We start from the raw sequence: 25,865 nt of genomic DNA on the forward strand, positions 1-25,865 counted from the left end.
ACCCTATCGTGTCGATCGCAGGGCCTTCGAGGTCACCGCTTGGTCTTGGACGACTTCGGCGACACCAGCCGGGTACCCGCCCACTTCGGGCCGGCGCTGATGTTGGCCGTCTGCGCCAATCCGACCTGCGGCACCGCTTCGGCGATCTCGCTCGGCTCGACGTGCCCTGGCTGTCCCGTCTTCGGGGTCAGCACCCAGATCACGCCGTTCTCGTTCAAGGGGGTCCGGACCTCGATCAGCGTGTCTCCGAGATCACCGTCGTCCTCGCGCCACCACAGCAGCACCACGTCGATGACCTCGTCGGCGTCCTCGTCGAGGATGTCACCGCCGATCTGCTCCTCGATCGCCGCACGAAGATCGTCATCGACGTCCTCGTCCCAGCCGATCTCCTGGACCACCATGTCCGGCTTGATCCCAAGCCTTTCGGCGACGCTGCTCTGATCAGCGTCTCCCGCGGCGACCACTGCTGTCACTCCTCCAACTACGACGGAGCGTGGTGTCGCCACGGCCGGATCGACCGGGCGGGCACCACACTCGGGTACACGATGCCCGTTAGCGAACACTGGTGAGGCGCTGCGCGCAACCGTCCACACCGGATCTTGAACAACTCGTGTCGCAGCGTACGGACATTCGGCCCAGTCGCGCGAGGTCAATTCAGGCGCACTTGGGCACCCCGGAGCACCCTGCTTTAGGGTGGGAGAGAAAACGCGCGCGCGAGTACAGGCGCGCGCGAGGCGTGTCGCAATCGGGGCCGCGAACGTTACCGAGCAGTAGCGGTGACGGGAACGGAAGCCGAGTACGACGATGGAAGGCGAACACGCCCGCGTACGAGCACAACCAGCTACCACCTTTCGCAAGGAGACCCCTTGGCCCCGCAGAACGACGGCGCCTCCGGCAAGGAGACCCCGGCACGCGTCCGCGTCATCCGTGACGGATTGGCGGCGCACCTGCCCGACATCGACCCGGAGGAGACTGCCGAATGGCTGGACTCCTTCGACGAGGCGCTGGCCAGGGGTGGTCAGCAGCGCGCCAGGTACCTCATGCTGCGCATCCTCGAGCGGGCCAGGGAACGCCACGTCGGCGTTCCGGCGCTGACGTCGACCGACTACGTCAACACCATCCCCACCGAGAACGAACCCTGGTTCCCCGGTGACGAAGAGATCGAACGCCGCTACCGCGCGTACATCCGGTGGAACGCCGCGATCATGGTGCACCGCGCGCAGCGTCCCGGCGTCGGTGTCGGCGGGCACATCTCGACCTACGGCTCGTCCGCGGCGCTGTACGAAGTGGGCTTCAACCACTTCTTCCGCGGCAAGGACCACTCCGGTGGCGGCGACCAGATCTTCATCCAGGGGCACGCCTCCCCCGGCATCTATGCCCGCGCGTTCCTCGAGGGCAGGCTGACCGAGAACCAGCTGGACGGGTTCCGTCAGGAGTTCTCGCACGCCGGCGAGGGCGGTGGCCTGCCGTCGTACCCGCACCCGCGGCTGATGCCGGAGTTCTGGGAGAACCCCACCGTGTCCATGGGCCTCGGCCCGATGAACGCGATCTACCAGGCGCGATTCAACCGCTACCTGCGCGATCGCGGCATCAAGGACACCAGTGACCAGCACGTCTGGGCGTTCCTCGGCGACGGCGAGATGGACGAGCCGGAATCGCGCGGCCTCATCCACGTCGCCGCGGGCGAGGGCCTCGACAACCTGACCTTCGTGATCAACTGCAACCTGCAGCGGCTCGACGGCCCGGTGCGCGGCAACGGCAAGATCATCCAGGAGCTGGAGTCGTACTTCCGCGGCGCCGGCTGGAACGTCATCAAGGTCATCTGGGGCCGCGAGTGGGACTCGCTGCTGCACGCGGACCGCGACGGCGCGCTGGTCAACCTGATGAACACCACGCCGGACGGTGACTTCCAGACCTACAAGGCCAACGACGGCGCCTTCGTCCGTGAGCACTTCTTCGGCCGCGACCCGCGGACCAAGGAACTGGTCAAGGACCTCACCGACGCCGACGTCTGGAACCTCAAGCGCGGCGGGCACGACTACCGCAAGGTCTACGCCGCCTACAAGTCGTCGCTGGAGCACCACGGCCAGCCGACGGTGATCCTGGCGCACACCATCAAGGGGTACGGCCTCGGCCCGTCCTTCGAGGGCCGCAACGCCACGCACCAGATGAAGAAGCTCACCCTCGACGACCTCAAGCTGTTCCGGGACGCCCAGCGCATCCCGATCAGCGACGAGGAACTCGAGCGCGACCCGAAGCTGCCGCCGTACTACCACCCGGGCAAGGAATCGCCGGAGATCGAGTACATGATCGGCCGTCGCAAGGCGCTCGGCGGGTTCCTGCCGGAGCGCCGCCCGAAGGCCGCGAAGGCGCTCGTGCTGCCCGGCGACAAGGTCTACGAAGGCATCCGCAAGGGCTCGGGCAAGCAGGAGGTCGCCACCACGATGGCGTTCGTCCGGCTCGTCCGCGAGCTGGCGAAGGACTCCGAGATCGGCAAGCGGATCGTCCCGATCATCCCGGACGAGGCGCGCACCTTCGGTCTCGACTCGATGTTCCCGACGGCCAAGATCTACAACCCGCACGGCCAGACGTACACGTCGGTCGACGCGAGCCTGATGCTGGCCTACAAGGAGTCCGAAAAGGGCGTCATCCTGCACGAGGGCATCAACGAGGCGGGCTCCACCGCGTCGTTCACCGCCGTCGGCACCTCGTACGCCACGCACGGCGAGCCGATGATCCCGATCTACATCTTCTACTCGATGTTCGGGTTCCAGCGGACCGGCGACGGCCTCTACGCGGCGGCGGACCAGATGGCCCGCGGGTTCGTGCTCGGCGCCACCGCCGGCCGCACCACGCTGACCGGTGAGGGCCTGCAGCACGCCGACGGGCACTCGCTGCTGCTGGCGGCGACCAACCCGGCCGTCGTGGCCTACGACGCGGCGTGGTCGTTCGAAATCGCCCACATCGTGCGGGACGGTCTCCGCCGGATGTACGGCGAGACCGGGCCGGACGGCAACGGCGAGAACATCTTCTACTACATGACGATCTACAACGAGCCCTACCAGCAGCCCGCCGAGCCGGAGAACCTCGACGTCGACGGCCTGCTGAAGGGTCTGTACCGCTACGCCGACGCGCCGTCGGGCGACGGTCCGGAGGCGCAGATCCTGGTGTCCGGCGTCACCATGCCGGACGCGCTCCGCGCCCAGCAGATGCTGGCCGAGGAGTGGGGCGTCCGCGCGGCCGTGTGGTCGGCGACGTCGTGGACCGAGCTGCGGCGCGAGGCCGTCGAGATCGACCACGACAACCTGCTCCACCCGGGCGAGACCCCGCGTGTGCCGTACGTCACGCAGAAGCTGTCCGGCGCGAACGGGCCGGTCGTCGCGGTGTCGGACTGGATGCGCGCGGTGCCGGACCTGATCCGCCCGTGGGTGCCGACCGACATGCTGACGCTGGGCACCGACGGGTTCGGGTTCTCCGACACCCGCCCGGCCGCCCGGCGGAAGTTCCTGGTCGACGCGCAGTCGATCGTGGTCGGCACGCTGAGCGCGCTCGCCAAGCGCGGCGAGTTCGACCAGGCGAAGGTGGCGGAGGCGGCGCGCAAGTACCGCCTCGACGACGTCGCCGCCGCGGGTCCGCAGTTGTCGGACTCCGGTAGCGCCTAGCCATGTTATGAACGGGACTTTCATTGCAAATTTTGCAATGAAAGTCCCGTTCATTGCATCCGGGACCGGACCGACTAGGCTGAGACATCGGATGTTTACCGGGAAGCGGGAAGGGTGAGCGAGTGACCAAGCGTCGACTGCCGAAGCCGAGTGAGCTGAAGCAGATCCTGCGGCCGAAGCCGATCGTGCTCAACCCGACCGAACGACGACTGGCGAGCGCGCACACGATCGCCGACCTGCGGATGATCGCCCGCAAGCGGACGCCTCGCGCGGCGTTCGACTACACCGACGGCGCCGCGGAGCTGGAAGACAGCCTCCGCCGCGCCCGGCAGGCCTTCCGCAGCGTGGAATTCCACCCCAACGTCCTGCGCGGCGTGTCCGATGTGGACACGAGCAAGGAGATCCTCGGCAAGCGTTCGGCACTGCCGTTCGCGTTCGCGCCGACCGGGTTCACGCGGATGATGAACCACGAGGGCGAGTCCGCGGTGGGCCGCGTGGCGCAGCGCAACGGCATCCCGATGGGGCTGTCGACCATGGCGACCACGTCGATCGAAGACCTCGCGGCGGCCGCGCCGGAGGCCCGCAAGTGGTTCCAGCTCTACGTCTGGCGTGACCACAAGGCGGGCGAAGATCTGATGAATCGCGCCTGGGCCGCCGGCTTCGACACGCTCATGCTGACGGTGGACACCCCGGTCGCGGGCGCGCGGCTGCGCGACGTCCGCAACGGGCTGACCATCCCGCCCGCGCTCACCCTCAAGACGTTCGTCGACGGCGCGATGCATCCGGCGTGGTGGTTCAACCTGCTGACCACGGAGCCGCTCACCTTCGCGTCGTTGAGCCAGTTCGACGGCACGGTCGCCGAACTGCTCAACAAGCTCTTCGACCCGACCTTGAACTTCGACGACCTCGACTGGGTCCGCCAGACCTGGCCGGGCAAACTCGTGGTCAAGGGCATCCAGAACGTCGACGACGCGCGTGACGTGGTCAAGCACGGCGCCGACGCGGTCCTGCTGTCCAACCACGGCGGCCGTCAGCTCGACCGCGCGCCGACACCGATCGAGCTGCTGCCCGCGGTGCTCGACGAGATCCAGGGCGACGCCGAGGTCTGGGTTGACACCGGCATCCTCTCCGGCGGCGACATCGTGGCCGCGATCGCGCGCGGCGCCGACGCGGTGCTGATCGGGCGGGCGTTCCTGTACGGCCTGATGGCCGGGGGCGAGCGTGGCGTCCAGCGGTGCGTGGACATCCTGCGCGCCGAGATGGTCCGGACGATGCAGCTGCTGGGCGTCCGCACCCTCGCCGACCTCAAGCCCTCGCACGCGACCATGCGCTGACCCTCACGCGTTTCGTCCCCTGGATGCGGTGGTTGGTATCGCCAACTACCGCATCCAGAGGACGAAACGCGGGTCAGGCGGAGGCCGTGGTGGCGCTGGAGGGAGCGGTCCGGACCTGCTTCGCCGTCCGGTTCCAGCTCCACCAGCCGTGCACGACCAGCCCGGCGAACACGATGTAGACCGCGGCCGAGAAGTACAGGCCCGAGGAGAGCTGCAGCGGTACGCCGATCGCGTCGACGACCAGCCACACCAGCCAGAACTCGACGAGACCCGCGCCCTGCGCGGCGAAGGCGACCAGCGTGCCGACGAAGATCGCGGCGTCCGGCCACGGCGCCCACGAGGCGTCCAGCGCGTCGAGGACCAGCGCCATCGCGGTGGTGCCGAGCGCGAACGCCCCGGCCATCGCCAGCCGCTCGGAGAGCCGCCCCTTGCGGACGACGACGCCGTAGACCGGGTCGCTGCGGCGGGACCAGGCCCACCAGCCGTAGATCGAGATGGCGAGGATCGCGACCTGCCTGGTGGCGAGCCCGCCGAGATGCGCGGAGACGTAGACCGAGAACAGCAGCACGGTGGCGCCGACCTGGACCGGCCAGGTCCACAGCGTGCGGCGTTGCGCCAGGAAGACCACGGCCAGCGCGAAGATCTGCCCCGCCAGTTCGGCGAAGGAGATCCACTGTCCGAGCACCGTGACACCGTTGTGCAGCAGGAAGTCCACGTCCGCACCCCTCTCCGTCTACCGCTCCAACATGCTCCGTCGCGACGCCATTCCCTAGGGAGTGTGAGGTGCGGAACAGGCAGGCGGCTCGAGAGACGCTGAGGAGACCCCCCATCGACGCGAAAAGGGCCCTCCACCGCGTGTTCCGCGGCGATGGGCCCCTTCGACTCCACGCGGGCCCGGTGCCTTCCTCGATCACCGGGCCCGCGGGATGCTCAGGAATCTACGCGACCGATGCCGACAGGCGAAGTCGGCGGCTCCGAACGGACCTCACGCTTGCCGTGAGCCTGCCCGGAGGCGGGCTCCAGCTGCCCCTGAAGGTTGGCCAGCCAGCCCTGCCAGCGGTCCTGCGCCGGCTTGATCAGGCCGCCGCCGAAGCCGACGACGATCACGCCGCCGATGGTGGCGAGCACGGTGATCAGGACCGGCCCGGTCACCGCCGTCGCGATGTTCACCTGGCCGAGGGCGGCGATGACGCCGAACGCCACGATCATCCAGTAGGCGATGGTGCCGAGCAGCCGTCCGGCCGGGCGGGCCGACAGCGCGCCGGTCACCAGGTCGCGGACGACCTTCGCGACGGCGGCCGCGACGATCACCAGCACCAGCGCCACCAGGATCCGCGGCAGGAACGCGATGATGTCGTTGAGCAGCGCGCTGACCGGATTGCTCTCACCGAATACGCCGAACGCGAGTTGCAGGGCGATCAGGAGAATGAAGTAGTACACGAGTTTGACGAGGATCCCGCCCGCGTCGACATTCGCTTGTTTGAGCGTTCCGGTGAGTCCGGTCTTCTCGATGAGCTTGCCGAAACCGATCTTCGACAGAACCAGTCCCAATGCCTTTGACACGGCCTTCGCGATCAACCAGCCGATGAGCAGGATGATCAGGAATCCCACCAGTTTCGGCACGAAGGTGGCGACAAGGTTCCATGCTTGCCCCAGACCGTCTTTCAGCTGCTCGCCCACGGCGAAATCCCCTCTCTGCGATCCGCGCCTGCCCCGGCGCGGCTTGCGAGGGATCGTTGATCACAGGCACCTCACCGGCAACTCGGCACCCCACGATCGAGTGAGTGAACTAGCGGGAAAAGATCCACAAGTCCCATACTTGTTCTACCGGTGGGGACCGGGGAGACGAGGCCGTCCGGCGCAGCGAAAAACGCTAGCGCCGGGCGGCCTCGAGTTTTATGCAAACACCTTTCACAATTCACCGCCGCGATCGGCACACCGACTGTCCATTTCGGACGATCCGGACGTCGGGCCGCAGGACGACGGCCCTCGGGCACGGGCGGACTAGGATCGGCTGACCATGGCTGATGCGACTTCCGGACGGCGTGTGCCCAAGCACCACGGGCTGTCCGCCAAGACCCTCCGGCGGCTCGAGCACGCCTCCGGCCGGCTCGCGAGCGCGAGTGTGGCGGTGATGGAGGAGCGGCTGAGCTGGTTCGCCCGCCTCCCCGCCGACCAGCGCGCGAGCGTTCTGCTGATCACCCAAGCGGGTGCCGCCGGCTTCGTCGACTGGCTCCGCGATTCGAAGGAGGCGCTCTCCCTCACGACCGAAGCGTTCCGCGAAGCGCCCGCCGAACTGTCCCGCTGGATCAGCCTGCGACAGGCGGTCGGCATGGTGCGGCTCGCGATCGAGGTGTTCGAGGAGCAGCTGCCGGAGTTCGCCGCGAACGAGTCGGAACGCGCCGCGCTGATCGAGGGGATCCTGCGCTACGGCAGGGAGATCGCGTTCGCCGCCGCCAACTCCTACGCGGCCGCCGCCGAGGCACGCGGTGCCTGGGACGCGCGACTGGAGGCGCTGGTCGTCGACGGCATCGTCCGCGGTGACGCCGAGGAGGCGGTGCTCTCCCGCGCCGCCGCGCTCGGCTGGGATCCCGCGGCGCCCGCCACCGCACTGGTCGGGACGCCGACGTCGGACGATCCGCCCGCCGTCGTGTTCGAGGTCCGCAGCCGCGCCGCGCGGGTGGGGCGCCCCGTGCTCCTCTCGGTGCAGGGGTCGCGCCTGGTCGTGGTCGTCGCCGGGCCCACCGAGGGCAGTGTCAAGGACCGCGAGATCCTCACCAAGCTGTCCGTCGCCTTCGCCGAGGGCCCGGTCGTCGCCGGTCCGACGGTGCCCACCCTCGCCGAGGCGCACCACAGTGCGACCGAAGCGCTCTCCGGGCTGCGCGCCGTCGTCGGCTGGCCCGGTGCGCCGCGGCCCGCGAGATCGATCGATCTGCTGCCGGAACGCGCGTTGTCCGGTGATCCGGAGGCGGAACGCCTGCTCGTCGAGCAGATCGCGCGGCCGCTGGAGGAGGCGGGCCCGGCGTTGCTGCGGACGGTGGAGACCTACCTCGACAGCGGCGGCGTGCTGGAGACCTGCGCGCGGACGCTGTTCGTGCATCCGAACACCGTCCGGTACCGGCTGCGGAAGGCGGCCGAACTCACCGGCCGTCATGCCGCCGAATCGCGCGACGCGTGGGTTCTCAAGGTGGCCCTGACCGTCGGGCGCCTGGCCCGCGCCCGCGGCCTCTGGTGACCATCCACCGCGACCTCCCGCCAGAACCCGTTGGTAACTCTGCGCAGTGACGGACTTCATAGGGAAAGCTGGTTGAACCCGACAAGGCTTTTGGGTTAAGCGCGGAGATCAGGAAGGCACTTTTGGAGGGTTCCGACAATTACGTCGGCAGGACTTGGTGAGCGTCGGCATCACGACCATGGTGGCCGAGAGTGTTCCCTAGTGGGGTGACAGCTGCAGTCCTCGCCCCCGGTCAGGGTTCCCAAGCCCCAGGCATGCTCTCCCCTTGGCTCGAGCTCGACGGCGCCCGCGCGCGCGTCGAAGCCTGGTCCGAGCGGGCCGGTCTCGATCTCGTCCGTCTCGGCACCGAGGCGGACGCCGAAGAGATCCAGGACACCGCGATCACGCAGCCGCTGATCGTGGCGCTGACCCTGCTGGCTTTCGAGCACCTTCAGCGCGAGGCCCCGGTCGCCGAGGACGCGCCGGTCGCCGGTCACTCCGTCGGCGAGCTGGCCGCCGCCGCGATCGCCGGCGTGCTGAGCGCCGAGGACGCCGTGGCGCTGGCCGCCGTCCGTGGCGCGGAGATGGCGAAGGCGTGCGCGCTGGAGCCCACGAGCATGGCCGCGGTCATGCTCGGCGACCCGGAGCAGATCGTCGCCTGGCTCGAGGGCCACGGTCTCGCCGCGGCGAACCGCAACGGCGCCGGTCAGATCGTCGCCTCCGGTGCCGCCGACGCGATCGAGAAGATCGTGGCGGAGCCACTCGAAGGCACCAAGGTCCGCGCGCTCAAGGTCGCGGGCGCGTTCCACACGTCGTATATGGCACCCGCGCGTGAGGCGCTGGCCGCGCACGCTGCGAAGATCACCCCGGCGGACCCCACGCGTCCGCTGCTGTCGAACGCCGACGGCCAGGTCGTCACCAGCGGGGCCGAGTACCTCGACCGGCTGGTCAAGCAGGTCACAAGTCCGGTGCGCTGGGACCTGACCATGGACGGGCTGGTTTCCTTGGGTGTCACTTCGACGCTCGAGCTGCCGCCCGCCGGCACGCTGACGGGTCTGGTCAAGCGACAGCTCAAGGGAACCGTGACCACCACCATCGCGCTGAAGACGCCCGCCGAGCTGGCGAAGCTTCAGGGGCAGGAGGACGCTTCGTGACCGACCGATCCACCTTGCGGCAGGCGCCGGGCGCCGCCGGGACCCGCATCCTCGGTGTCGGGAGCTTCCAACCCGAGAAGATCGTGACCAACGACGATCTCTCGAAGATCATGGACACCAACGACCAGTGGATCCGCGAGCGGGTCGGCATCGTCGAGCGCCGGTTCGCCGAGAAGGACGAGTCGCTGGTCGACATGGCGGTCAAGGCTGGCACCGCGGCGCTCGCCGACGCCGGGGTGGATCCGTCCGAAGTGGACACTGTCATCCTGCCCAACTGCACGATGCCCACGCAGATCCCGAACGCCGCCGCCCAGGTGGCCGACCGGATCGGGATCACGCATCCGGCCGCGTTCGACCTCAACGCCGCCTGCGCCGGGTTCTGCTACGGCCTCGGTGTCGCCTCGGACCTCATCCGGGCGGGCAGCGCTAAGAAGGCACTCGTCATCGGCGCCGAGAAGCTCACCGACCACGTCGACCCGGTCGACCGCGCGAACGCGATCATCTTCGCCGACGGCGCGGGCGCCGCGGTGGTCGGCGCGGCCGACACCGCGCAGATCGGCCCGGTCGCCTGGGGCAGCGCCGGCGAGCACGTCGACCTCATCTACATGCGTGACGACAAGTGGATCTACCAGGAGGGCCAGTCGGTCTTCCGGTGGGCGACCACCCAGATCGCGCCGATCGCGCTGCGGGCGCTGGAACTGGCCGGGCTCGAACCGTCCGATGTGGACGTGCTGATCCCGCACCAGGCCAACCTGCGCATCGTCGAGGCCATCGCCAAGAAGCTGCGCGCCAAGGGCGCCCGCGAAGACATGGTCGTGGCCGACGACATCAGGTACTCGGGCAACACCTCGTCCGCGTCCATCCCCCTCGCGCTGGACCACATGCGCAAGGCGGGCACCGTGAAGCAGGGCGACGTCGTACTCGCCGTCGGCTTCGGGGCCGGACTCTCCTACGCGGGCCAGGCCTTCATCTGCCCGTGATGAATACTTCCCCCGCGGGCGCCGTGTCCGCGGGGCAGCCGAAAGCATCACCGAGAAGGGAACAACCAGTGGCAGACAACGCAGAGATCCTCGCCGGCCTCGCCGAGATCGTCGAAGAGGTCGCCGGTGTGGCGCAGGACGACGTGACCGCCGAGAAGTCCTTCGTGGACGACCTCGACATCGACTCGCTGTCCATGGTGGAGATCGCTGTTCAGGCCGAGGACAAGTTCGGCGTCAAGATCCCGGACGACGAGCTGGCGAACCTGAAGACCGTTGGCGACGCGGTGAACTACGTGTCCGCCAACTCCAAGTAATTCCCAGTTCTTGATTGGCGCCGACCTTGGGGAGACTCCAATGAGCAACATCGACGTCGTGATCACCGGGATGGGCGCCACCACGCCGCTCGGCGGAGACGTCGCGTCCACGTGGGACGGTCTGCTCGCCGGGGCGAGCGGGATCCGCCGCATCGAAGCCGACTGGGTCGACGAACTCGACCTGCCGGTGAAGATCGGCGCCATGCTCGCCGTGGACCCGTCCGAAGTCCTGCCCCGGGTCCAGGCACGCCGCCTGGACCGCTGTGAGCAGGTGGCCCTCATCGCCGCCCGGCAGGCATGGGCGGACGCGGGATTCACGCAGCCGACCGATGAGCATCAGGACGTCGTCCCCGAGCGCCTGGGGGTGACCATCGGCACCGGTGTCGGCGGTCCGGTCACCCTGATCTCCCAGAACGACCTTCTGCACAAGCAGGGGCTCCGCAAGGTTTCCCCGCTGACCGTGCCGATGCTGATGCCGAACGGCCCCGCCGCACATGTCGGGATCGACCTGAAGGCCCGCGCCGGGGTGCACTCGCCCGCGTCGGCCTGTGCGTCGGGCGCGGAAGGCATCGCCGCCGGCTACGAGATGATCCGCTCGGGCCGCGCCGACGTCGTGGTCGCCGGTGGGGCCGAATCGTGCATCCACCCGATCACCCTCGCCGGCTTCGCACAGGCGCGGACGGTGTCCACCCGCAACGACGACCCGGCGAAGGCGTCCCGGCCGTTCGACGTGAACCGTGACGGTTTCGTCCTCGGCGAGGGATCCGGCGTCGTCATCCTGGAGCGGGCGGACCGCGCCAAGGCCCGCAACGCGCGGATCTACGCGCAGCTGAGCGGGTACGGGATCACCTCGGACGCTTACCACATCACGGGTAACCACCCGGAGGGTATCGGCCAGATCGCCGCCATGCGGCAGGCGATGACGATGGCGGGGGTCTCCCCCTCCGACGTCGGCCACGTCAACGCGCACGCGACCTCCACGGTCGTCGGCGACGTCGGCGAGGCCGCGGCGATCCGCAACGCCATCGGTGACCACACCGTGGTGACCGCGCCCAAGGGCGCACTCGGCCACCTGGTCGGCGGCGCGGGCGCGGTCGAGGGCATCGCCACGATCCTGGCCATCTACCACGGCCTCGTCCCGGCGACGCTGAACCTCGAGGACCTGGACCCGAAGGTGCAGCTCGACGTCGTCTCCGGTGAGGCGCGCAAGGTCGAGCTGAGCGCGGCGATCAGCAACTCGTTCGGCTTCGGCGGGCACAACACGGCGCTGCTGTTCACTCCGGCGGCCTGACAATGTTATGAACGGGACTTTCATTGCAAATTTTGCAATGAAAGTCCCGTTCATAACATCCGGAGCCGCTTCGGTCAGGCTTCTGAGCGCTTAACCAGATGCCGTCCGATCCACCAGGCCGCCTCCACCAGCACGATCCCCACCCCGGCGCAGGCGAACGCCGAGAGCGTGTACGCGCTCACGCTCGGGTCCAGCGCGAAGAACTTCTGCGTGAACGGGATCAGGAACAGCGCGAGGGTCAGCACGACCATCCCGCCGATCAGCCCGATCTTCCACCACCGGTACGGCCGCGCGACGATCCCGAGCACCCACAGCGCGATCGTGATCAGCGTGATCAGCGCCGTCGTCCCCGCCTGGATCTTGTCCAGTTCGGACTGTCCGGATCCCTTGTACACCAGCAGGTAGCTGACGAACGTCGCGGTGGCGATGACCAGCCCGGCCGGGACGGCCATCCGCATCACCCTGCCGACGAACCCGGTACGGGCGCGTTCGTTGTTCGGTGCCAGCGAGAGCACGAAGGCGGGCAGGCCGATCGTGAACCACGCGGTGATCGTGATGTGGCGCGGCAGGAACGGGAACGGCACCTGCGCGATGCCGACCATCAGCGCCAGCAGCACCGAGTAGACCGTCTTGGTGAGGAACAGGTTCGAGACCCGCTCGATGTTGCCGATCACCCGCCGCCCTTCGGCGACCACATGCGGCAGGGTGGCGAACTTGTCGTCCAGCAGCACGATCTGCGCGACCGCGCGGGTGGCCGGGCTGCCGGCGCCCATGGCGACGCCGATGTCCGCGTCCTTCAGCGCCAGGACGTCGTTGACGCCGTCGCCGGTCATCGCGACGGTGTGGCCCTTCGACTGCAGCGCGCCGACCATCGCGCGTTTCTGCAGCGGCGTCACGCGGCCGAAGACGGCGCGGTCCTCGACCGTGTCGGCCAGCTTTTCGGCGTCCTCCGGCAGTTTCCGCGCGTCGACGGGTTTGTCCGCCCCCGGCAGGTCGAGCGTGCTCGCGACCGCGCCCACCGAGATGGCGTTGTCGCCGGAGATGACCTTGACCGCGACGTCCTGGTGCGCGAAGTAGTCCAGCGTGTCCTTCGCGTCCGGGCGGACCTTCTGCTCCAGGACCACGAGCGCCACGGGTGCGATGTCGCCGGGGCCCTCGGCCGCGTCGACGGCCCGTTCGGCACGGCCCAGCAGCAGGACGCGCAGCCCGCGCGAGCCGATCTTCTCGGCTTCCGCCCGGTGCTCGCCCTCGGGCAGCAGGACGTCGGCCGCGCCGAGCACCCAGTCACCATCGCCGCCGAACGACGCGCCGCTCCACTTGCGCGCCGAGGAGAACGGCATGGTCGTGGAGACCCGCCAGCCCGGATCGGTCCCGTGCGCCTCCGCGATCGCCTGCAGGCTGGCGTTCGGCCGCGGGTCGGCGGCGGCGAGCGCGGCCAGTGCGTCGTCCACCGGATGCCCCGGCGTGATCTCGCGGACCTCGGCAAGCCGCATCGCGTTCTCGGTGAGCGTGCCGGTCTTGTCCGCGCACACCACGTCGACGCGGGCGAGTCCCTCGATCGCGGGCAGTTCCTGCACCAGGCACTGGCGTTTGCCCAGCCGGATGACGCCGACCGCCAGCGCGACACTGGTCATCAGCACCAGGCCCTCGGGCACCATCGGCACGAGCGCCGCGACCATGCCGCGCAGCGCGTCGGGCCATGCCTGGTCGCCGGCGAGCTGGTTGTAGATGGTCAGCGCGCCCGCTGGGACGAGCAGGTAGGTGATGAACTTGAGGATCTTGTCGATACCCTGCCGCAGTTCCGACTTCACCAGGGTGAACTTGCTGGCCTCCGCGGCCAGCTTCGCCGCGTAGGACTCGTCACCGATGATGTCCGCGCGGTAGGTGCCGCTGCCCGCGACGACGAAGCTGCCGGAAAGCACCTTGTCGCCGGGCTGTTTGACCACCGGATCGGATTCCCCGGTCAGCAGCGATTCGTCGACCTCCAGCGCGTCGGCCGTCAGTGCCGGTCCGTCGACGACGATCTTGTCGCCGGGTCCCAGTTCGACGAGGTCCCCGAGGACGACGTCTTCCGGGGCGATCTCGGCGCTCTGCCCGTCACGGCGGACGGTCGGCTTCGCCTGTCCGACGATCGCGAGCCGTTCCAGGGTCCGTTTCGCCCGGAGCTCCTGGATGATGCCGACCGCGCTGTTGACGATGATCAGTCCGCCGAACAGCCCGTCGATGAAATACCCCGTCGACAGGATGAGCACGAACAGCACGCCGTAGATGGCGTTGATCCGGGTGAAGACGTTCGCACGGATGATTTCGCCGGTGGTCCGGCTGGTCTTCGTCGAGACCACGTTGGTCTGGCCCGCGGCCACCCGCTGGGCGACCTCTTCGCTGGTGAGCCCCCTCGAGGCGTCGGTCAGCAGGGCCGGCTGATCAATTGCCATGCCCGCGACTCTATTCCGCCCGGCCCCGGCCCGCGTCAGCCTGCGGGACCATGTCGCCCCTTACTTCAGCATCTTTCGTGCTCGGGACTGGTGCCGCCGTCGGTGGTGTCGACCCGCCACGATCCGCTTTCCAGGCGCAGCGGCAGTACCAGCCGCCAGCGGATACAGGCCTCGGGCAGGTAAACCGGCGCGTCGTCGACGTCCTGCGTGCTGGTGAAGGCGACGAGTACCCGGAGCGTGCCGGGAGAGCCGGGCTCGATGCGGTAGACGAGGATGCTGCCGTCCCGAGTGGACTGATAGTCGTTCTTCCACTCGGACGAGGTCTTGGTCTTGGCCCGTTCCCTGCTGACCACCGAAGTCCACTTCGGATAGTCGCGGAAGTTGATGGCGTCGAAATACCCCTGCAGTACCTGCCGGACGCTCTGGTACTGCGGATGCGCGAAGACGTCAGGCGTGACTTCGACGATGGGTGAACCCGGCTGCGCCTCCGGGGCGACCGGCGACGGCGAGTCGGTGACGACCGGCTCGTGGGGCTGGGCCTCGGGACGGCGGTAGAGCTCACGCGCCAGCAACCCGATGCCGACGGTCAGGGAGATCACCACCACCAGGACGGGGATCAGCCACCGCTGACGGGAGGCGGGGCGAGGCTGGGCGGTCACCCTGAAAGGTTAGCCGCCCGCCTCTTCCGTCTTCACGCCCTCTACCCGACCTGGTGCAGCCAGGTGACCGGTGCGCCGTCTCCGGCGTGCCGGTACGGTTCGAGCGCTTCGTCCCAATTGGCGGCGAGGAGCTCGTCGAGCTTGTGCGCCAGGGATTCACCGGTGCGGACCTTGCTCACGAGAGCGCGCAACTGGTCCTCACCCACGACGATGTCGCCGTTGGCACTGGTCCTGCCGTGCCACAGGCCGAGGCCGGGGGCGAAACAGAACCTCTCACCGTCGACCCCCGCACTGGGCTCTTCGGTGACTTCGAACCGGATCATCGGCCACGCCTTGAGCGCGGACGCCAGCTTCGCGCCGGTGCCCGAAGGCGCGCGCCAACCACATTCGGCGCGGAGCTGTCCTGGACTGGCGGGCTGCGCCGTCCACTTCAACTCGACTCGGGCACCCAGGGTGCCCGAAATAGCCCACTCGACGTGCGGACAGACCGCAGACGGCGACGAGTGGACGTACACCACGCCACGGGTGTTGCCACGGGTGCTCACTGCTGACCTCCGCTACTCGACGAGGGGCGTCTTCCCCTACGACCTCGCGAGCTGCGCTGGTCAGGTGGCTCGTGCCGCCTCCCGGTACGCGTGAGCACATTGTGCACCCCAACTGTGCTGTTTGGCCACATGAACACCACAAGTCGCACCTGATTGGGACGCGGGACCCCTGTTGGAGGCTTCACCGGGGGCGTCAAGATCCCAAGCCCGGTCCGTGAAGGACTCCTTGAGGGACCCTGGGTCCCTCAAGGAGTCCTTCACGGACACGAAGACCGCCACATGCGGCACGCAAGCATCAGCAGCCACGACGGGGGCGCGTGAAGGGGGCCTTCCCTCGGCTGAGCCGAGGGAAGGGGGCCTTCACGCGGGTTAACCCTGGGCGCCGAGGGACTGGGCGGCGGCGAAGGTGTCCACCAGGCCGGTGCCCTTGTCGAAGCTCGACGTGTACGGACCGGCCGCCTCGTACTGCGAGCCGTTCGCGAACTTGTACGCCGTGCCCTTGATCGCGGCCTCGATGTCGGCCGGGCTCGCGTCCGGCGCCACCTGGAACAGCTGCGCGACGATGCCGGTGATCTGCGGCGCCGCCATCGAAGTCCCACTGATCACGTTGTAGGTGCCGAGATCCAGCAACCCAGGGCCGTTCTTCGGCTGCAGGCCCTGCGTGCAGATCGGCTGCGTCGGACGGCACGCCGACAGGATGTTCTCCCCCGGCGCGGAAACGTCGGGCCAGGTCGCCTTGTCGGTCTTCAGCCCGCGCGAGGAGAAGTCGGACACCGTGCCGTCACGGGTGCCGGTCCCCTGGTCGTTGAACGACGCCACCGAAAGCACGCCCGGTGTCTGGTCCTGTCCCGGCGGGTTGGAGAGGTTCGCCGAACCGTCACCGCCGTCGTTCCCGTTCGCCCACACCGTGACGACCCCTTCCGCGGCGAGCGCGCGCTGCAGCTTCACCGTCGCCGAGTTCGGGTCGAAGGCGCCACCTCCGCTGGGACCGTAGGAGTTGTTGGTCACCTTGATCGGCGGGCACACCGATGCCGGGACGCCCGCGCCGCACGGCGCCGCGTGGTGCTCCAGCACCCAGTTCAGCGCCGCGTCCGTGCCGAGCACGAGCAGGGCGGCCCCGGTCGAGACCGAGACGATCTTCGCCCCCGGAGCCGAACCGCCGACCTTGGTGCCGTCGGTCAGCGTCAGCCGGTTGCCCGCGGCGATGCCGGTGACATGCGTGCCGTGGCCGCCGAGGGAGAGGGTGTCGGTGTCGACCGAGGTCGGGACGTCGACAATGCAGCCGGTCGTGGTCCCGTCGAGGCACAGGCTCTTCAGGCTGCGCACCACCCGCGTCTTGCCGTCGGCACCCTTGAACGCGGGATGCGTGGGGTCGACGCCGGTGTCGATGATCGCGACCGAGACACCGCGGCCGTCCACGGGCGCGCCGCTGGAGTCCTTCAACGTCGTCTGCGCCTGCAGGCTCCGCGTGGCCGTGGTTCCAGCGCTGCCGTGCGCCTTGAGTTTCTCGTTGCCTTCGACGTAGGTGACCCCGGCGGCCTTGCGGACCGCGCGGACCTGGTCGGCGGTCCCACGGACGGCGACGACGCCGATCTTGGCGAACGAGGTGACCTTCGTGAGTCCGGCCTCCTTCGCGGCACGTTCGGCGGTGGCGACATCGCCGGCGTGCACGAACGCGGTCACCACGGTGGCGCCGGTGACGGCCGAGAGCAGGCGGGAAAGTCCGGGGGCAACGGGGGCGAGCGGTCCCGTGGCCTGCGCGGGGACCATCCCCGCGACCGGGACGGCCAGCAGGGCGACGACGAGTGCGGCGCGTCGACGCCACGGACGAGATACGGCCATGATGTTTCTCCTGGTGACAGGGGACAAGGGCGCTGCCACGTACCAACGAGTAATACCTGGACGAGTGACGGCGCTCACGCGCATGACAAGTCTCGTGGCTCTCACCTGGGACGTGTCTCCCCGCTACTCCGTTCGGAGGCGCTACTTTGTGCACCGAGACCGACGAGATGGGGAGGGGTTCGGTGCGACTCGTTCGCCTCGCTCAGCAGCCGTCCCGGGTGGCCGAGGACGTACGCGCCGCGCTGGCCTCGCTCGGCCGCGGCAGCACCGTCGTCGGCGGGGTCGCCCTGATCGGCGCCCGCCCGGCCGACGAACGGGCCGTCGAGGCGGTCATCGTCATGCCCAAGGGCGTCATCATCGTCATCGGTGTCGACCTGCCGGACCCGGCACTGAAGCTCGAAGCCCCGCTCGGCGGGCCGTGGAAGGCCGACGGCTGGCCCCTGGTCCACGGCGACACTTCGATCAACCCGGCCACCGACGCGCTCTCGCTGTCCGCCGCGTGCACGCACAAGATCGCCGACGTCGCCCCCGGCGCCGGGCCGATCGGCACGATCATCGCCGTCGGCCCGTACGTGGAGACGGTCGATCAGCCGCCCTCGGACCTGGCCGGTTCGGTCCGGGTCCTGTACCCGACGGCGACGACCATGCTCGCCGCGACGGTCTCGCTGGCCACCGCGGACCGGCCCCGGTCGGTCCAGCAGGCGCGGGAGCTGATCGCCGCGCTCGCCCCGGACGCGCCGCCGATGCCCGAAGAGATGTTGCTCGGCGAGGGATTCAGCGCCTACTCCGACGAAGAGCCGACCATCGTCCGCGAGAATCCGCTCGTCGCCATCGCGCCGACGGTTCCGGTGCGGCATCCCGGGAAGGCGAAGAGACCGGCGAAACCGGCCACTCCCCCCGCCCCGCCCGCCAAGCCCGTTCAGCCGTCCGCCGCTCCCGTGAAGCCCGTCGCCCCGGTCCGGCAGGCCCCGCTGCCCGTCGCGGCCGCGGCTCCCGCTCCCGCGGCGCAGGCACCCGCTTCCGCTTCCGCCGAGTCCGCACCGAAGGCGCCGCACCAGTCCAAGACGGTGAAATGGTTGCCGCTCGCCGCGATCGGCCTGCTCATCGTGCTGCTGGTCGCGGCCATCACCGTCGCTTCCGGCGGTGACGACACCGCGTCGACGCAGCCTCCCCCGCCGCCGACCCCGGCGACCAGCTCTCCCCCGCCCAGCAGCAGCGCCGTGGAGAACATCCAGTTCACCTCGCGGGCGTCGGCCGCGGACCAGAAATGCGCTTCGCACGCGTACGGCGACGTCCAGGCGAGCCTTCAGCGGACGAGTTGCACGACGGTGAAACGAGCCAGCTTCGCCAGTTCCATCGACGGCCGGGCCGCGGCGGTGACGGTCGCCGTCGTCGAGTTCCCGGACACCGCGCTCGCGACCGCGTTCAAGGCGGCCGCCGACACCCCCGGCGGTGGCGGCATCCTCGATCTCGCCACCGAGACCAACCAGTGGCAGGGCGACGTCCCGGTGTTCGAGGGCGCGGCCTACCAGAGCAGCCAGGACGGGAACTCGGTCCGGCTGATCCAGGTGGTGTGGGTGCCGGGACCGTCCACTCCGGACGATCCCGGCCTGGTCCGAGGCGCGAAGGCCGCGCTCGAACTCCCCGTCAACGGCTGAAGCTCAGAGCCCGTAGGCCTCCAGCAGGCGCAGCCACACTTCGCTGATCGTGGGGAACGACGGGACAGCGTGCCACAGCCGCGACAGCGGGACCTCCCCTACGATCGCGATCGTCGCCGCGTGCAGCAGCTCCGCCACGTCCTGCCCGACGAAGGTCGCGCCGACCAGGACACCGCGTTCGGTGTCGACGACGATCCGCGCCTTGCCCGCGTAGCCGTCCGCGTGCAGCGACGAACCGGCCACCGCGATGTCGATGTCGACGACGCGATGCGGCTTGCCCTCTTCCGCTCCGGCGAGCCCGACCGACGCGACCTCCGGGTCGGTGAAGACCACCTGCGGGATGGCGTGATGGTCGGCCGTGGCGCTGTGCGCGCTCCACGCGGCGGAGTCGACCGGCTTGCCCGCGGCCTGTGCGGCCACCGCGTCCCCAGCGGCGCGGGCGGCGTACTTGCCCTGGTGGGTCAGCGGCGCGCGGCCGGTGACGTCCCCGACGGCGAACAGCCAGTCACCGTCCACAGCGGACACACGGCCGTTGTCGTCCGTCGTGAGCGCGGCACCGGCTTCGAGCCCCAGCGCCTCCACGCCGAGTCCGTCGGTCGCCGGGCGGCGGCCGGTGGCGACGAGCAGTTCGTCGACGACCAACCTCCCACCGCCCTTCAGCGACAATTCCTTACCACCGTCCAAAGCGGACACTGACTCGAGACCGGAGCCGGTGTGCACGGTCACGCCGGCTTCGCGAAGCCCCGCGATGACCGCGTCGCCGACGAAGTCCGGCAGCCGCGGCAAGGGGCGTTCGCCCGAGATGATCAAGTGGACTTCGGCACCGAGGGTGGCGTAAGCCTGCGCCATCTCGACGCCGACGACACCGCCGCCGAGGACGCCGAGGCGGCGCGGGACCTCTTCCGCCGAGGTCGCCTCCCGCGACCCCCAGGGCGAAATGGTGTCCAGTCCGGGGATCCGCGGCGTCCGCGGCACGCTGCCGGTGGCGACGATCACCGCGTGCCGCGCGGTCAGCACGTCACCGCCGTCGACCGTGACCTCGCGCTCACCGGTGATCCGGCCGTGCCCGCGGATCGGGACGATCCCGACGCCTTCGGCCCACTTGACCTGTCCGGTGTCGTCTCCCTTGCCGGTGAACCAGTCCCGGCGCGCGAACACCTTGGCCGGGTCGACCGCGTCGCCCACCGGGACACCCGGGACCCGTTTGGCGGCGGCGAGGAGGAGCCCCGGCCGCAGCAGTGCCTTGCTCGGAATGCAGGCCCAGTAAGAACATTCGCCGCCGAAGCGTTCGTGTTCGACGAGGGCGACCTGGAGGCCGCCGCGTGCGGCGCGCTCGGCGGCGACCTCGCCGACCGGTCCGCCTCCGATCACGATCACGTCAAAAGTCTGTGCTGACATGCATTCAGCGCACACCACCGCGCAGCTTCGCGCAACCTGCCGCTATCCTCGTGTCGCTGCGTGAGTCATCAGCCGCGGGTTCAGGTTGCACCGTGCCGGTTACGCAGTAGAACGATCGAGCGCGGGAGGTTTTTCATGGCCAGGAACACTGCTGTGCATTTGCTGGACGATCTGACCGGCGAGGCGGCCGAGGAAACGGTCGCTTTCGGTTTGGACGGAATCGCCTACGACATCGACCTTTCGGCCGACAACGCCACCGCGCTCCGGGAAATCCTGCGTGCTTATGTGGAAAACGGCCGCCGGATCGGTGGACGGAAACTCCGCCCCCGGGTCGTGCAGCGGCCCAAGGGTGCCCGGGTGTCGAAGTCGACCCCGAAGACCGCGGCGACCGCCGCCAAGGCGGAGGCCAAGACGGCCGCGAAGCCGGGCCGCAAGCCCGCCGCGAAGGGCGTCGCCGGCCGTAAGCCCGCCGCCGCCAAGGCCGCCCCCAAGACCGCCGCCGCGAAGGTCGCCGCGCCCAAGGCGGAGAGCAAGACCACCGCCAGGACCACGGCGAAAGCCACCGCCGCCAAGGCGAAGTCGGCTCGCGGCACGGCGGCGAAGACCACCGCCGCCAAGACCACGGCCGGACGCGCCAAGGCCGCCGCCGCGACCAAGACGCCGGTGAAGGCGGCGGCTCCGAAGGCCTCCGCCAAGACCACGGCCGCCGCTCCGAAGACCGCCGCCAAGACTCCGGCGAAGAAGGCCGCGGAGCCGAAGAAGACCACCCGGGCCGCCCGCAAGGTGCCCGTCGTCACTTTCTCGGCCAAAGAAAAGTAATTCGCCGAAAAGCTGGAAAAAGCCCCTTGCGGAGATTTCCATAGTCTCCGCAAGGGGCTTTTCGCGTCCGGCTCGTGAGTGGTAATGACGGTTCTAACCGTCATTACCACTCACGAGCGTTGGGCACCCGAGGAATGCCATTCGGAGTAGTGGTAGCGCGTGTGGCCGAGCGAGCGGTGCCAGTCCAGCTCCGCCGCCGAGGGCTTGCGGGTGGTGAGTTCGCCCAGTTGCGCGGCCGCCGCGGCCCGGACCGCGGCCGTGACGTCGGCAACACCTTTGCGCAGGCCGTGGTCGGCGAGCGACGCGACCTGGCTCCGATGCGAGTCGAGCGGACGGGGATCCGCCGGTGCCGCGGTGAGGTACCGGCCGACCCGTTCGGCGGCGGTCGAAACGAGCAGGGTCGAATGCGCGAGCAGGCCCGTTCTCGTCCGGAACACGGCGAAACCGCACAGCTTCGAGTCACCGACGAACAGTCCCCGGTCACCGAGCCGCGACGGCAGACCGAGTCCGGCCACCGTCGCGGTCATCAGCTCTCCGAGCGCTTCGAGCGGCTTCCCCGCCAGGCCGTGCCCCGACAGGACGAGGGTGATGTTGAGATTGCCGGGATCGTGGAACACCGTGCCGCCGCCGCTGGCCCGGCGCAGCACCGGAACGCCGTCGCTCGCACAGACGTCGACCTTGACCTCGCGTTCGATCTTCTGCCCCCGCCCCACGACCACACAGTCGGTGTTGCGCCAGATCCACAGGACCGGCGCCTCCGGTGCGGCGCGCAGGAGGGCTTCGTCGAACGCGAGGTTGTCGGCCGGGTCGTCGAACGCGGCGACGACTTCCGAGGGGCCGGTCACAGTGCTTTGAGTTCCTCCACGATCTCGCCCACCGACGATTTCGCGTCGCCGAAGAGCATGCTGGTCTTCGCATCGTAGAAGAGCTCGTTGTCGATGCCCGCGAAGCCCGAGCTCATCGAGCGTTTGAGCACGATCACCGACCGGCTGTGGTTCACCTTGAGGATCGGCATCCCGTAGATGGGCGAGCCCGGATCGGTCTCCGCGGCCGGATTCGTGACGTCGTTCGCGCCGATCACCAGCGCGACGTCGGTCTGGGCGAACTCGGAGTTGATCTCGTCCATTTCCTTGAGCTGCTCATACGGGACGTCGGCCTCGGCGAGGAGCACGTTCATGTGCCCCGGCATCCGGCCGGCCACCGGATGGATGGCGTAGGCGACCGTGATCCCCTTGGCCTCCAGCAACTTCGCCATCTCGCGGACCACGTGCTGCGCCTGCGCGACGGCCATGCCGTAACCGGGGACGACCACGACCTTGTTCGCGTACGCCATCTGGATAGCGGTGTCGGACGCGCTGGTGCTGCGGACCGGCCGGACCTCGCCGGAGCCGCTGCTCGCGACCGCCGTACCGCCGCCGAACCCACCGGCGACGATGGCCGGGATCGACCGGTTCATCGCCTTCGCCATCAGGTTGGTCAGGATCGAACCCGAGGCGCCGACGATCATGCCCGCCACGATCAGCGCGGTGTTGTCGAGGGCGAGCCCCATGGCCGCCGCCGACAGCCCGGTGAGCGCGTTCAGCAGGGAGATGACCACCGGCATGTCCGCGCCGCCGATCGGCAGCACGACCACCACGCCGAGCACACCCGCGGCCACCAGCAGGCCGATCATCAGCAGTTCGGCGTCGCCGCCGGTGGCGATGACGACGGCGAGGACGACCGCGGCGATCAGTACCAGCGCGTTGACCGGCTGCTGCAGTTTGCCCAAGGTGATCGGGCGGCCGGAGATGAGCTCCTGCAGCTTCCCGAACGCGATGTTCGAGCCCCAGAAGGAGATCGACCCGACGATCGCGGCGAAGAGCGACGCGATCGCGACGTACGCCGGCTCGTGCGCGTAGCCGTCCGTGGTCCGGAACTCGACCCACGCGATGAGCGCGACCGCCCCGCCGCCGACGCCGTTGAACAGCGCCACCATCTGCGGCATCGCGGTCATCTTCACCTTGCGCGCGGACGGCACGCCGACGACGACACCGATCGCGACACCGAGTGCGATCAGCAGCCAGTTGCTCATCCCCGGCGTCAGAAGCGTCGCGATCACCGCGATGCCCATGCCGACGGCGGCGATCCAGTTGCCGCGCACCGCGGTGCGCGGACCAGTCAGCCCCATCAGGCCGTAGATGAACAGTGCGAAGGAAATGATGTAGAGGACGGCGATGAAGGTCGTCACTTGTCACCACCCTCTTCCGGCTTCTTCGCCTTGAACATCGAAAGCATCCGGTCGGTGACGAGGAAGCCGCCGACCACGTTGATCGTGCCGAAGGCGATCGCGATCACCAGCAGGATCTTGTTCAGTACGCCGTCCACGCCGAGGCCGAGCACGATCAGCCCGCCGAGCAGGACGATGCCGTGGATGGCGTTGGTCCCCGACATCAGCGGGGTGTGCAGGGTGTTGGGCACCTTCGAAATGACGGTGAAACCCACGAATCCGGCGAGCACGAGGATCGCCAGGCTGCCTACCAGCATCACTCGCCCCCTTCTTCTTTTCCGGCCACGCAGGCCCCGGCGACGATCTCGTCGGAGAAGTCGAGCGCGAGCTGGCCTTCCTTGTCGACGAGCAGTTCCAGCAGTTCGGTCACGTTGCGCGCGTACAGCTCGCTGGAATGCGCGGGCATCTCCGCGGCGAGGTTGAGCGGCGAGCAGATGGTGACGTCGTACTCGACGACCTCCTCGCCCGGTTTCGTCAGTTCGCAGTTGCCGCCGGACTCACCGGCGAGGTCGACCACGACACCACCGGCGGGCATCCCCTTCACCGCGTCGGCGGTGACGAGGGTCGGCGCCTTGCGGCCGGGGACGAGCGCCGTGGTGATCACGACGTCGAACTTCGTGATCGCCTCGGTGAGCCTGCGTTGCTGCTCGGCCCTTTCCTCCTCGGTCAGCTCGCGGGCGTATCCGCCTTCGCCGACCGCCTCGATGCCGAGGTCGAGGAATTTCGCGCCGAGCGATTTGACCTGTTCGCCGACCTCGGGCCGGACGTCGTACCCGGTGGTCTGCGCACCGAGCCGTTTCGCCGTCGCCAATGCCTGCAATCCGGCGACGCCCGCGCCGAGCACGAGCACCTTCGCCGGTGGCACGGTGCCCGCGGCGGTGGTGAGCATCGGGAAGAACCGGGTGAGTTTCTGTGCTGCCAGCAGAACCGCGCGATAACCCGCGACACTGCTCTGCGACGACAACGCGTCCATGGCCTGCGCGCGGGAGATCCGGGGGATCGCCTCGACGGCGAAGGCGCGCACACCCGCCGATTCCAGCGCCGCTATCCCATCCGGATCGGCCCGTGGATTCAGGAAACCGATGAGGATCGTGCCTGTTTTGAGCTTCGCGACTTCGGCCGCGCTCGGAGGCGCCACTTTCACCACGATGTCGGCATCCCACGCGTCGCCGAGCTCCGCGCCCGCCTGCTCGAATACCTCGTCGGCGAGCAGCGCGCCGGCGCCCGCACCGGGCTCGACCACCACCCGCATTCCGCGTCCTGAGACACGCTCGATGAGTTTCGGTACCAGCGCGACGCGGCGTTCTCCCTGCCCGGTCTCCCGGACAACACCGACCGTGAGCTGCTCGTTTTCTGCCGCCACAGGCGACCTCCTCGCTGGAGAGGACCACACGAACTCGCACTGTTTACCATGTCCGGCCGACAAGTCCCATGGCTGAACGTGTCCGGAAGGCATCTTTGCGTGACATCCGCCATCACGATCGATCCAGCCATCGATCCAGGTGGGGGATGTCATAAGGGGTCCCCATAGGACGGAATTCGTCCTATGGGGACCCCTCATGACACTTACGGAGCAACGGTTCCGCCCGTCACGGAACACTGCGCCAGTTCGGCACCCCCAGAAAGATCAGCCGCAACCGCCGTTCGGCCGTGCGCACGATCTCGCTGTCGCGCGCCGGGGTCTCGAGCAACTCCAGCACAGTCGTGAGCATGGTCGTCACGATCAGGTCGGCGAGCAGGTGGAGATCCTCGGTGGCCCATTCGCGGAGATTGTCGAACCGCGCGAGGTCGACGGCGAGTTCGCTGACGAAGAGCTTGAGTTCGAAACCGATCGCCTGCCGGACCGGGCCGGTGCCGCCGTAGCGCTCCCGCGTCAGGAAGTGGAAGTGATCCTCGTGCGCCCGTACGTGCTCGTGCAGGATGCGCACGGACGTGCGGATCATGTCGTTGTACGCCGCGGGCCTGGTGCGCGCCGAGCGGATCATCGTGCGGAGTGTGCGCATCGACTCCTCGACGAGCGCGACCCCGAGTTCGTCCATCGACGCGAAATGGCGATAGAACGCCGTCGGCACGATCCCCGCCTGTTTCGCGACTTCTCGCAGGCTCAGGCCGGAAAACCCGCGTTCCGCGACCAGGTCCAGCGCGGCGTCCAGCAGCGCTTGCCGCGTGCGCTGTTTGCGCTCCTGCCGGGAAACGGGCTCAGTTGTCACGACGGACAGCGTAATCGCCTCCGTCCTATCACCCACGTCACATCGGCCTCCTCTCGCGTTGACAAGCGGGACCATCGCCACTTC

22 protein-coding genes are annotated in these 25,865 nt (G+C 69.0%); 9 read left to right on the forward strand and 13 right to left on the reverse strand.

Features of this window, described 5'->3' with window-relative positions; genetic code table 11:
- Nucleotides 1-32 precede the first annotated feature (32 nt).
- The gene (locus tag SD37_RS28390) at nucleotides 33-464 is read right to left on the reverse strand and encodes a DUF3052 domain-containing protein (protein WP_034311133.1); all 432 of its coding nucleotides are present in this window, start codon (nucleotides 462-464) and stop codon (nucleotides 33-35) included.
- A 402-nt stretch (nucleotides 465-866) separates the two neighbouring features.
- Between SD37_RS28390 and aceE the strand changes: the two genes are divergently transcribed.
- Nucleotides 867-3,662 (forward strand): pyruvate dehydrogenase (acetyl-transferring), homodimeric type, encoded by a 2,796-nt coding sequence (gene aceE / locus SD37_RS28395; RefSeq protein ID WP_044850797.1) that lies wholly within the window; start codon nucleotides 867-869, stop codon nucleotides 3,660-3,662.
- 122 nt (nucleotides 3,663-3,784) lie between these two features.
- Complete coding sequence (locus tag SD37_RS28400; protein ID WP_044850798.1) at nucleotides 3,785-4,996, forward strand: alpha-hydroxy acid oxidase; 1,212 nt, start codon at nucleotides 3,785-3,787, stop codon at nucleotides 4,994-4,996.
- A 73-nt stretch (nucleotides 4,997-5,069) separates the two neighbouring features.
- On the opposite strand, the gene SD37_RS28405 is transcribed toward SD37_RS28400, so the two are convergent.
- Nucleotides 5,070-5,711, reverse strand: a complete 642-nt coding sequence (locus SD37_RS28405) for a nicotinamide mononucleotide transporter family protein (RefSeq protein ID WP_044850799.1) — start codon at nucleotides 5,709-5,711, stop codon at nucleotides 5,070-5,072.
- 215 nt (nucleotides 5,712-5,926) lie between these two features.
- The gene (locus SD37_RS28410; protein ID WP_044850800.1) at nucleotides 5,927-6,676 is read right to left on the reverse strand and encodes a mechanosensitive ion channel family protein; all 750 of its coding nucleotides are present in this window, start codon (nucleotides 6,674-6,676) and stop codon (nucleotides 5,927-5,929) included.
- 340 nt (nucleotides 6,677-7,016) lie between these two features.
- Between SD37_RS28410 and SD37_RS28415 the strand changes: the two genes are divergently transcribed.
- The 5 genes from SD37_RS28415 (at nucleotide 7,017) to SD37_RS28435 (ending at nucleotide 11,949) form a co-directional block, all read left to right on the forward strand.
- Nucleotides 7,017-8,231, forward strand: a complete 1,215-nt coding sequence (locus SD37_RS28415; protein WP_044850801.1) for a PucR family transcriptional regulator — start codon at nucleotides 7,017-7,019, stop codon at nucleotides 8,229-8,231.
- A gap of 206 nt (nucleotides 8,232-8,437) precedes the next feature.
- Nucleotides 8,438-9,364, forward strand: coding sequence for an ACP S-malonyltransferase (locus tag SD37_RS28420; RefSeq protein WP_256376521.1), 927 nt, complete (start codon nucleotides 8,438-8,440; stop codon nucleotides 9,362-9,364).
- Nucleotides 9,361-10,344 carry a beta-ketoacyl-ACP synthase III gene (locus SD37_RS28425; protein ID WP_037313800.1) on the forward strand — a complete coding sequence of 328 codons (984 nt, stop codon included), beginning with the start codon at nucleotides 9,361-9,363 and terminating at the stop codon, nucleotides 10,342-10,344. The genes SD37_RS28420 and SD37_RS28425 overlap by 4 nt, the downstream gene beginning before the upstream one ends.
- A gap of 68 nt (nucleotides 10,345-10,412) precedes the next feature.
- A complete protein-coding gene (locus tag SD37_RS28430) occupies nucleotides 10,413-10,658 on the forward strand; it encodes an acyl carrier protein (RefSeq protein ID WP_004559006.1) in 246 nt (81 codons plus the stop codon).
- 40 nt (nucleotides 10,659-10,698) lie between these two features.
- On the forward strand, nucleotides 10,699-11,949 hold the full coding sequence (locus tag SD37_RS28435; RefSeq protein ID WP_044850803.1) for a beta-ketoacyl-[acyl-carrier-protein] synthase family protein: 1,251 nt from the start codon (nucleotides 10,699-10,701) through the stop codon (nucleotides 11,947-11,949).
- A 74-nt stretch (nucleotides 11,950-12,023) separates the two neighbouring features.
- On the opposite strand, the gene SD37_RS28440 is transcribed toward SD37_RS28435, so the two are convergent.
- From SD37_RS28440 to SD37_RS28455, 4 genes are all read right to left on the reverse strand, one after another.
- Nucleotides 12,024-14,384 carry a cation-translocating P-type ATPase gene (locus SD37_RS28440; RefSeq protein ID WP_174567860.1) on the reverse strand — a complete coding sequence of 787 codons (2,361 nt, stop codon included), beginning with the start codon at nucleotides 14,382-14,384 and terminating at the stop codon, nucleotides 12,024-12,026.
- 65 nt (nucleotides 14,385-14,449) lie between these two features.
- Nucleotides 14,450-15,043, reverse strand: a complete 594-nt coding sequence (locus SD37_RS28445) for a hypothetical protein (protein ID WP_044850804.1) — start codon at nucleotides 15,041-15,043, stop codon at nucleotides 14,450-14,452.
- A 41-nt stretch (nucleotides 15,044-15,084) separates the two neighbouring features.
- Nucleotides 15,085-15,588 carry a DUF3145 domain-containing protein gene (locus SD37_RS28450; RefSeq protein WP_145926758.1) on the reverse strand — a complete coding sequence of 168 codons (504 nt, stop codon included), beginning with the start codon at nucleotides 15,586-15,588 and terminating at the stop codon, nucleotides 15,085-15,087.
- Between the two features lie 369 nt (nucleotides 15,589-15,957).
- A complete protein-coding gene (locus SD37_RS28455) occupies nucleotides 15,958-17,430 on the reverse strand; it encodes a S8 family peptidase (protein WP_044850805.1) in 1,473 nt (490 codons plus the stop codon).
- Nucleotides 17,431-17,612: 182 nt separating this feature from the next.
- Between SD37_RS28455 and SD37_RS28460 the strand changes: the two genes are divergently transcribed.
- Nucleotides 17,613-19,088 carry a hypothetical protein gene (locus tag SD37_RS28460; RefSeq protein ID WP_044850942.1) on the forward strand — a complete coding sequence of 492 codons (1,476 nt, stop codon included), beginning with the start codon at nucleotides 17,613-17,615 and terminating at the stop codon, nucleotides 19,086-19,088.
- Nucleotides 19,089-19,091: 3 nt separating this feature from the next.
- Here the strand turns inward: SD37_RS28460 and SD37_RS28465 are convergent, their stop codons facing one another.
- A complete protein-coding gene (locus SD37_RS28465; RefSeq protein WP_044850806.1) occupies nucleotides 19,092-20,465 on the reverse strand; it encodes a dihydrolipoyl dehydrogenase family protein in 1,374 nt (457 codons plus the stop codon).
- Between the two features lie 156 nt (nucleotides 20,466-20,621).
- Between SD37_RS28465 and SD37_RS28470 the strand changes: the two genes are divergently transcribed.
- The gene (locus SD37_RS28470) at nucleotides 20,622-21,305 is read left to right on the forward strand and encodes an Lsr2 dimerization domain-containing protein (RefSeq protein ID WP_083255109.1); all 684 of its coding nucleotides are present in this window, start codon (nucleotides 20,622-20,624) and stop codon (nucleotides 21,303-21,305) included.
- 110 nt (nucleotides 21,306-21,415) lie between these two features.
- Here the strand turns inward: SD37_RS28470 and SD37_RS28475 are convergent, their stop codons facing one another.
- The 5 genes from SD37_RS28475 to SD37_RS28495 form a co-directional block, all read right to left on the reverse strand.
- Nucleotides 21,416-22,150: a lipoate--protein ligase family protein gene (locus SD37_RS28475; RefSeq protein WP_044850808.1), complete on the reverse strand. Its 735-nt coding sequence runs from the start codon at nucleotides 22,148-22,150 to the stop codon at nucleotides 21,416-21,418.
- Complete coding sequence (locus tag SD37_RS28480) at nucleotides 22,147-23,532, reverse strand: NAD(P)(+) transhydrogenase (Re/Si-specific) subunit beta (protein ID WP_044850809.1); 1,386 nt, start codon at nucleotides 23,530-23,532, stop codon at nucleotides 22,147-22,149. The genes SD37_RS28475 and SD37_RS28480 overlap by 4 nt, the downstream gene beginning before the upstream one ends.
- Complete coding sequence (locus tag SD37_RS28485; RefSeq protein WP_037313815.1) at nucleotides 23,529-23,828, reverse strand: NAD(P) transhydrogenase subunit alpha part 2; 300 nt, start codon at nucleotides 23,826-23,828, stop codon at nucleotides 23,529-23,531. The genes SD37_RS28480 and SD37_RS28485 overlap by 4 nt, the downstream gene beginning before the upstream one ends.
- Nucleotides 23,828-24,934, reverse strand: a complete 1,107-nt coding sequence (locus SD37_RS28490; RefSeq protein ID WP_044850810.1) for a Re/Si-specific NAD(P)(+) transhydrogenase subunit alpha — start codon at nucleotides 24,932-24,934, stop codon at nucleotides 23,828-23,830. Before SD37_RS28490 ends, SD37_RS28485 begins: the two co-directional genes overlap by 1 nt.
- 226 nt (nucleotides 24,935-25,160) lie before the next feature.
- Complete coding sequence (locus SD37_RS28495; RefSeq protein WP_044850811.1) at nucleotides 25,161-25,817, reverse strand: TetR family transcriptional regulator; 657 nt, start codon at nucleotides 25,815-25,817, stop codon at nucleotides 25,161-25,163.
- Nucleotides 25,818-25,865: the final 48 nt, after the last annotated feature.

It is taken from the genome of Amycolatopsis orientalis, assembly GCF_000943515.2.
In the GTDB taxonomy this organism is placed as follows: Bacteria; Actinomycetota; Actinomycetes; order Mycobacteriales; family Pseudonocardiaceae; genus Amycolatopsis; species Amycolatopsis orientalis.

Coding starts and splice junctions, on each gene's coding strand:
- SD37_RS28440 (WP_174567860.1), bottom strand. CDS start 14,384: ATGGCAATTGATCAGCCGGCCCTGCTGACCGACGCCTCGAGGGGGCTC.
- SD37_RS28435 (WP_044850803.1), top strand. CDS start 10,699: ATGAGCAACATCGACGTCGTGATCACCGGGATGGGCGCCACCACGCCG.
- SD37_RS28455 (WP_044850805.1), bottom strand. CDS start 17,430: ATGGCCGTATCTCGTCCGTGGCGTCGACGCGCCGCACTCGTCGTCGCC.
- SD37_RS28470 (WP_083255109.1), top strand. CDS start 20,622: ATGGCCAGGAACACTGCTGTGCATTTGCTGGACGATCTGACCGGCGAG.
- SD37_RS28415 (WP_044850801.1), top strand. CDS start 7,017: ATGGCTGATGCGACTTCCGGACGGCGTGTGCCCAAGCACCACGGGCTG.
- SD37_RS28485 (WP_037313815.1), bottom strand. CDS start 23,828: ATGCTGGTAGGCAGCCTGGCGATCCTCGTGCTCGCCGGATTCGTGGGT.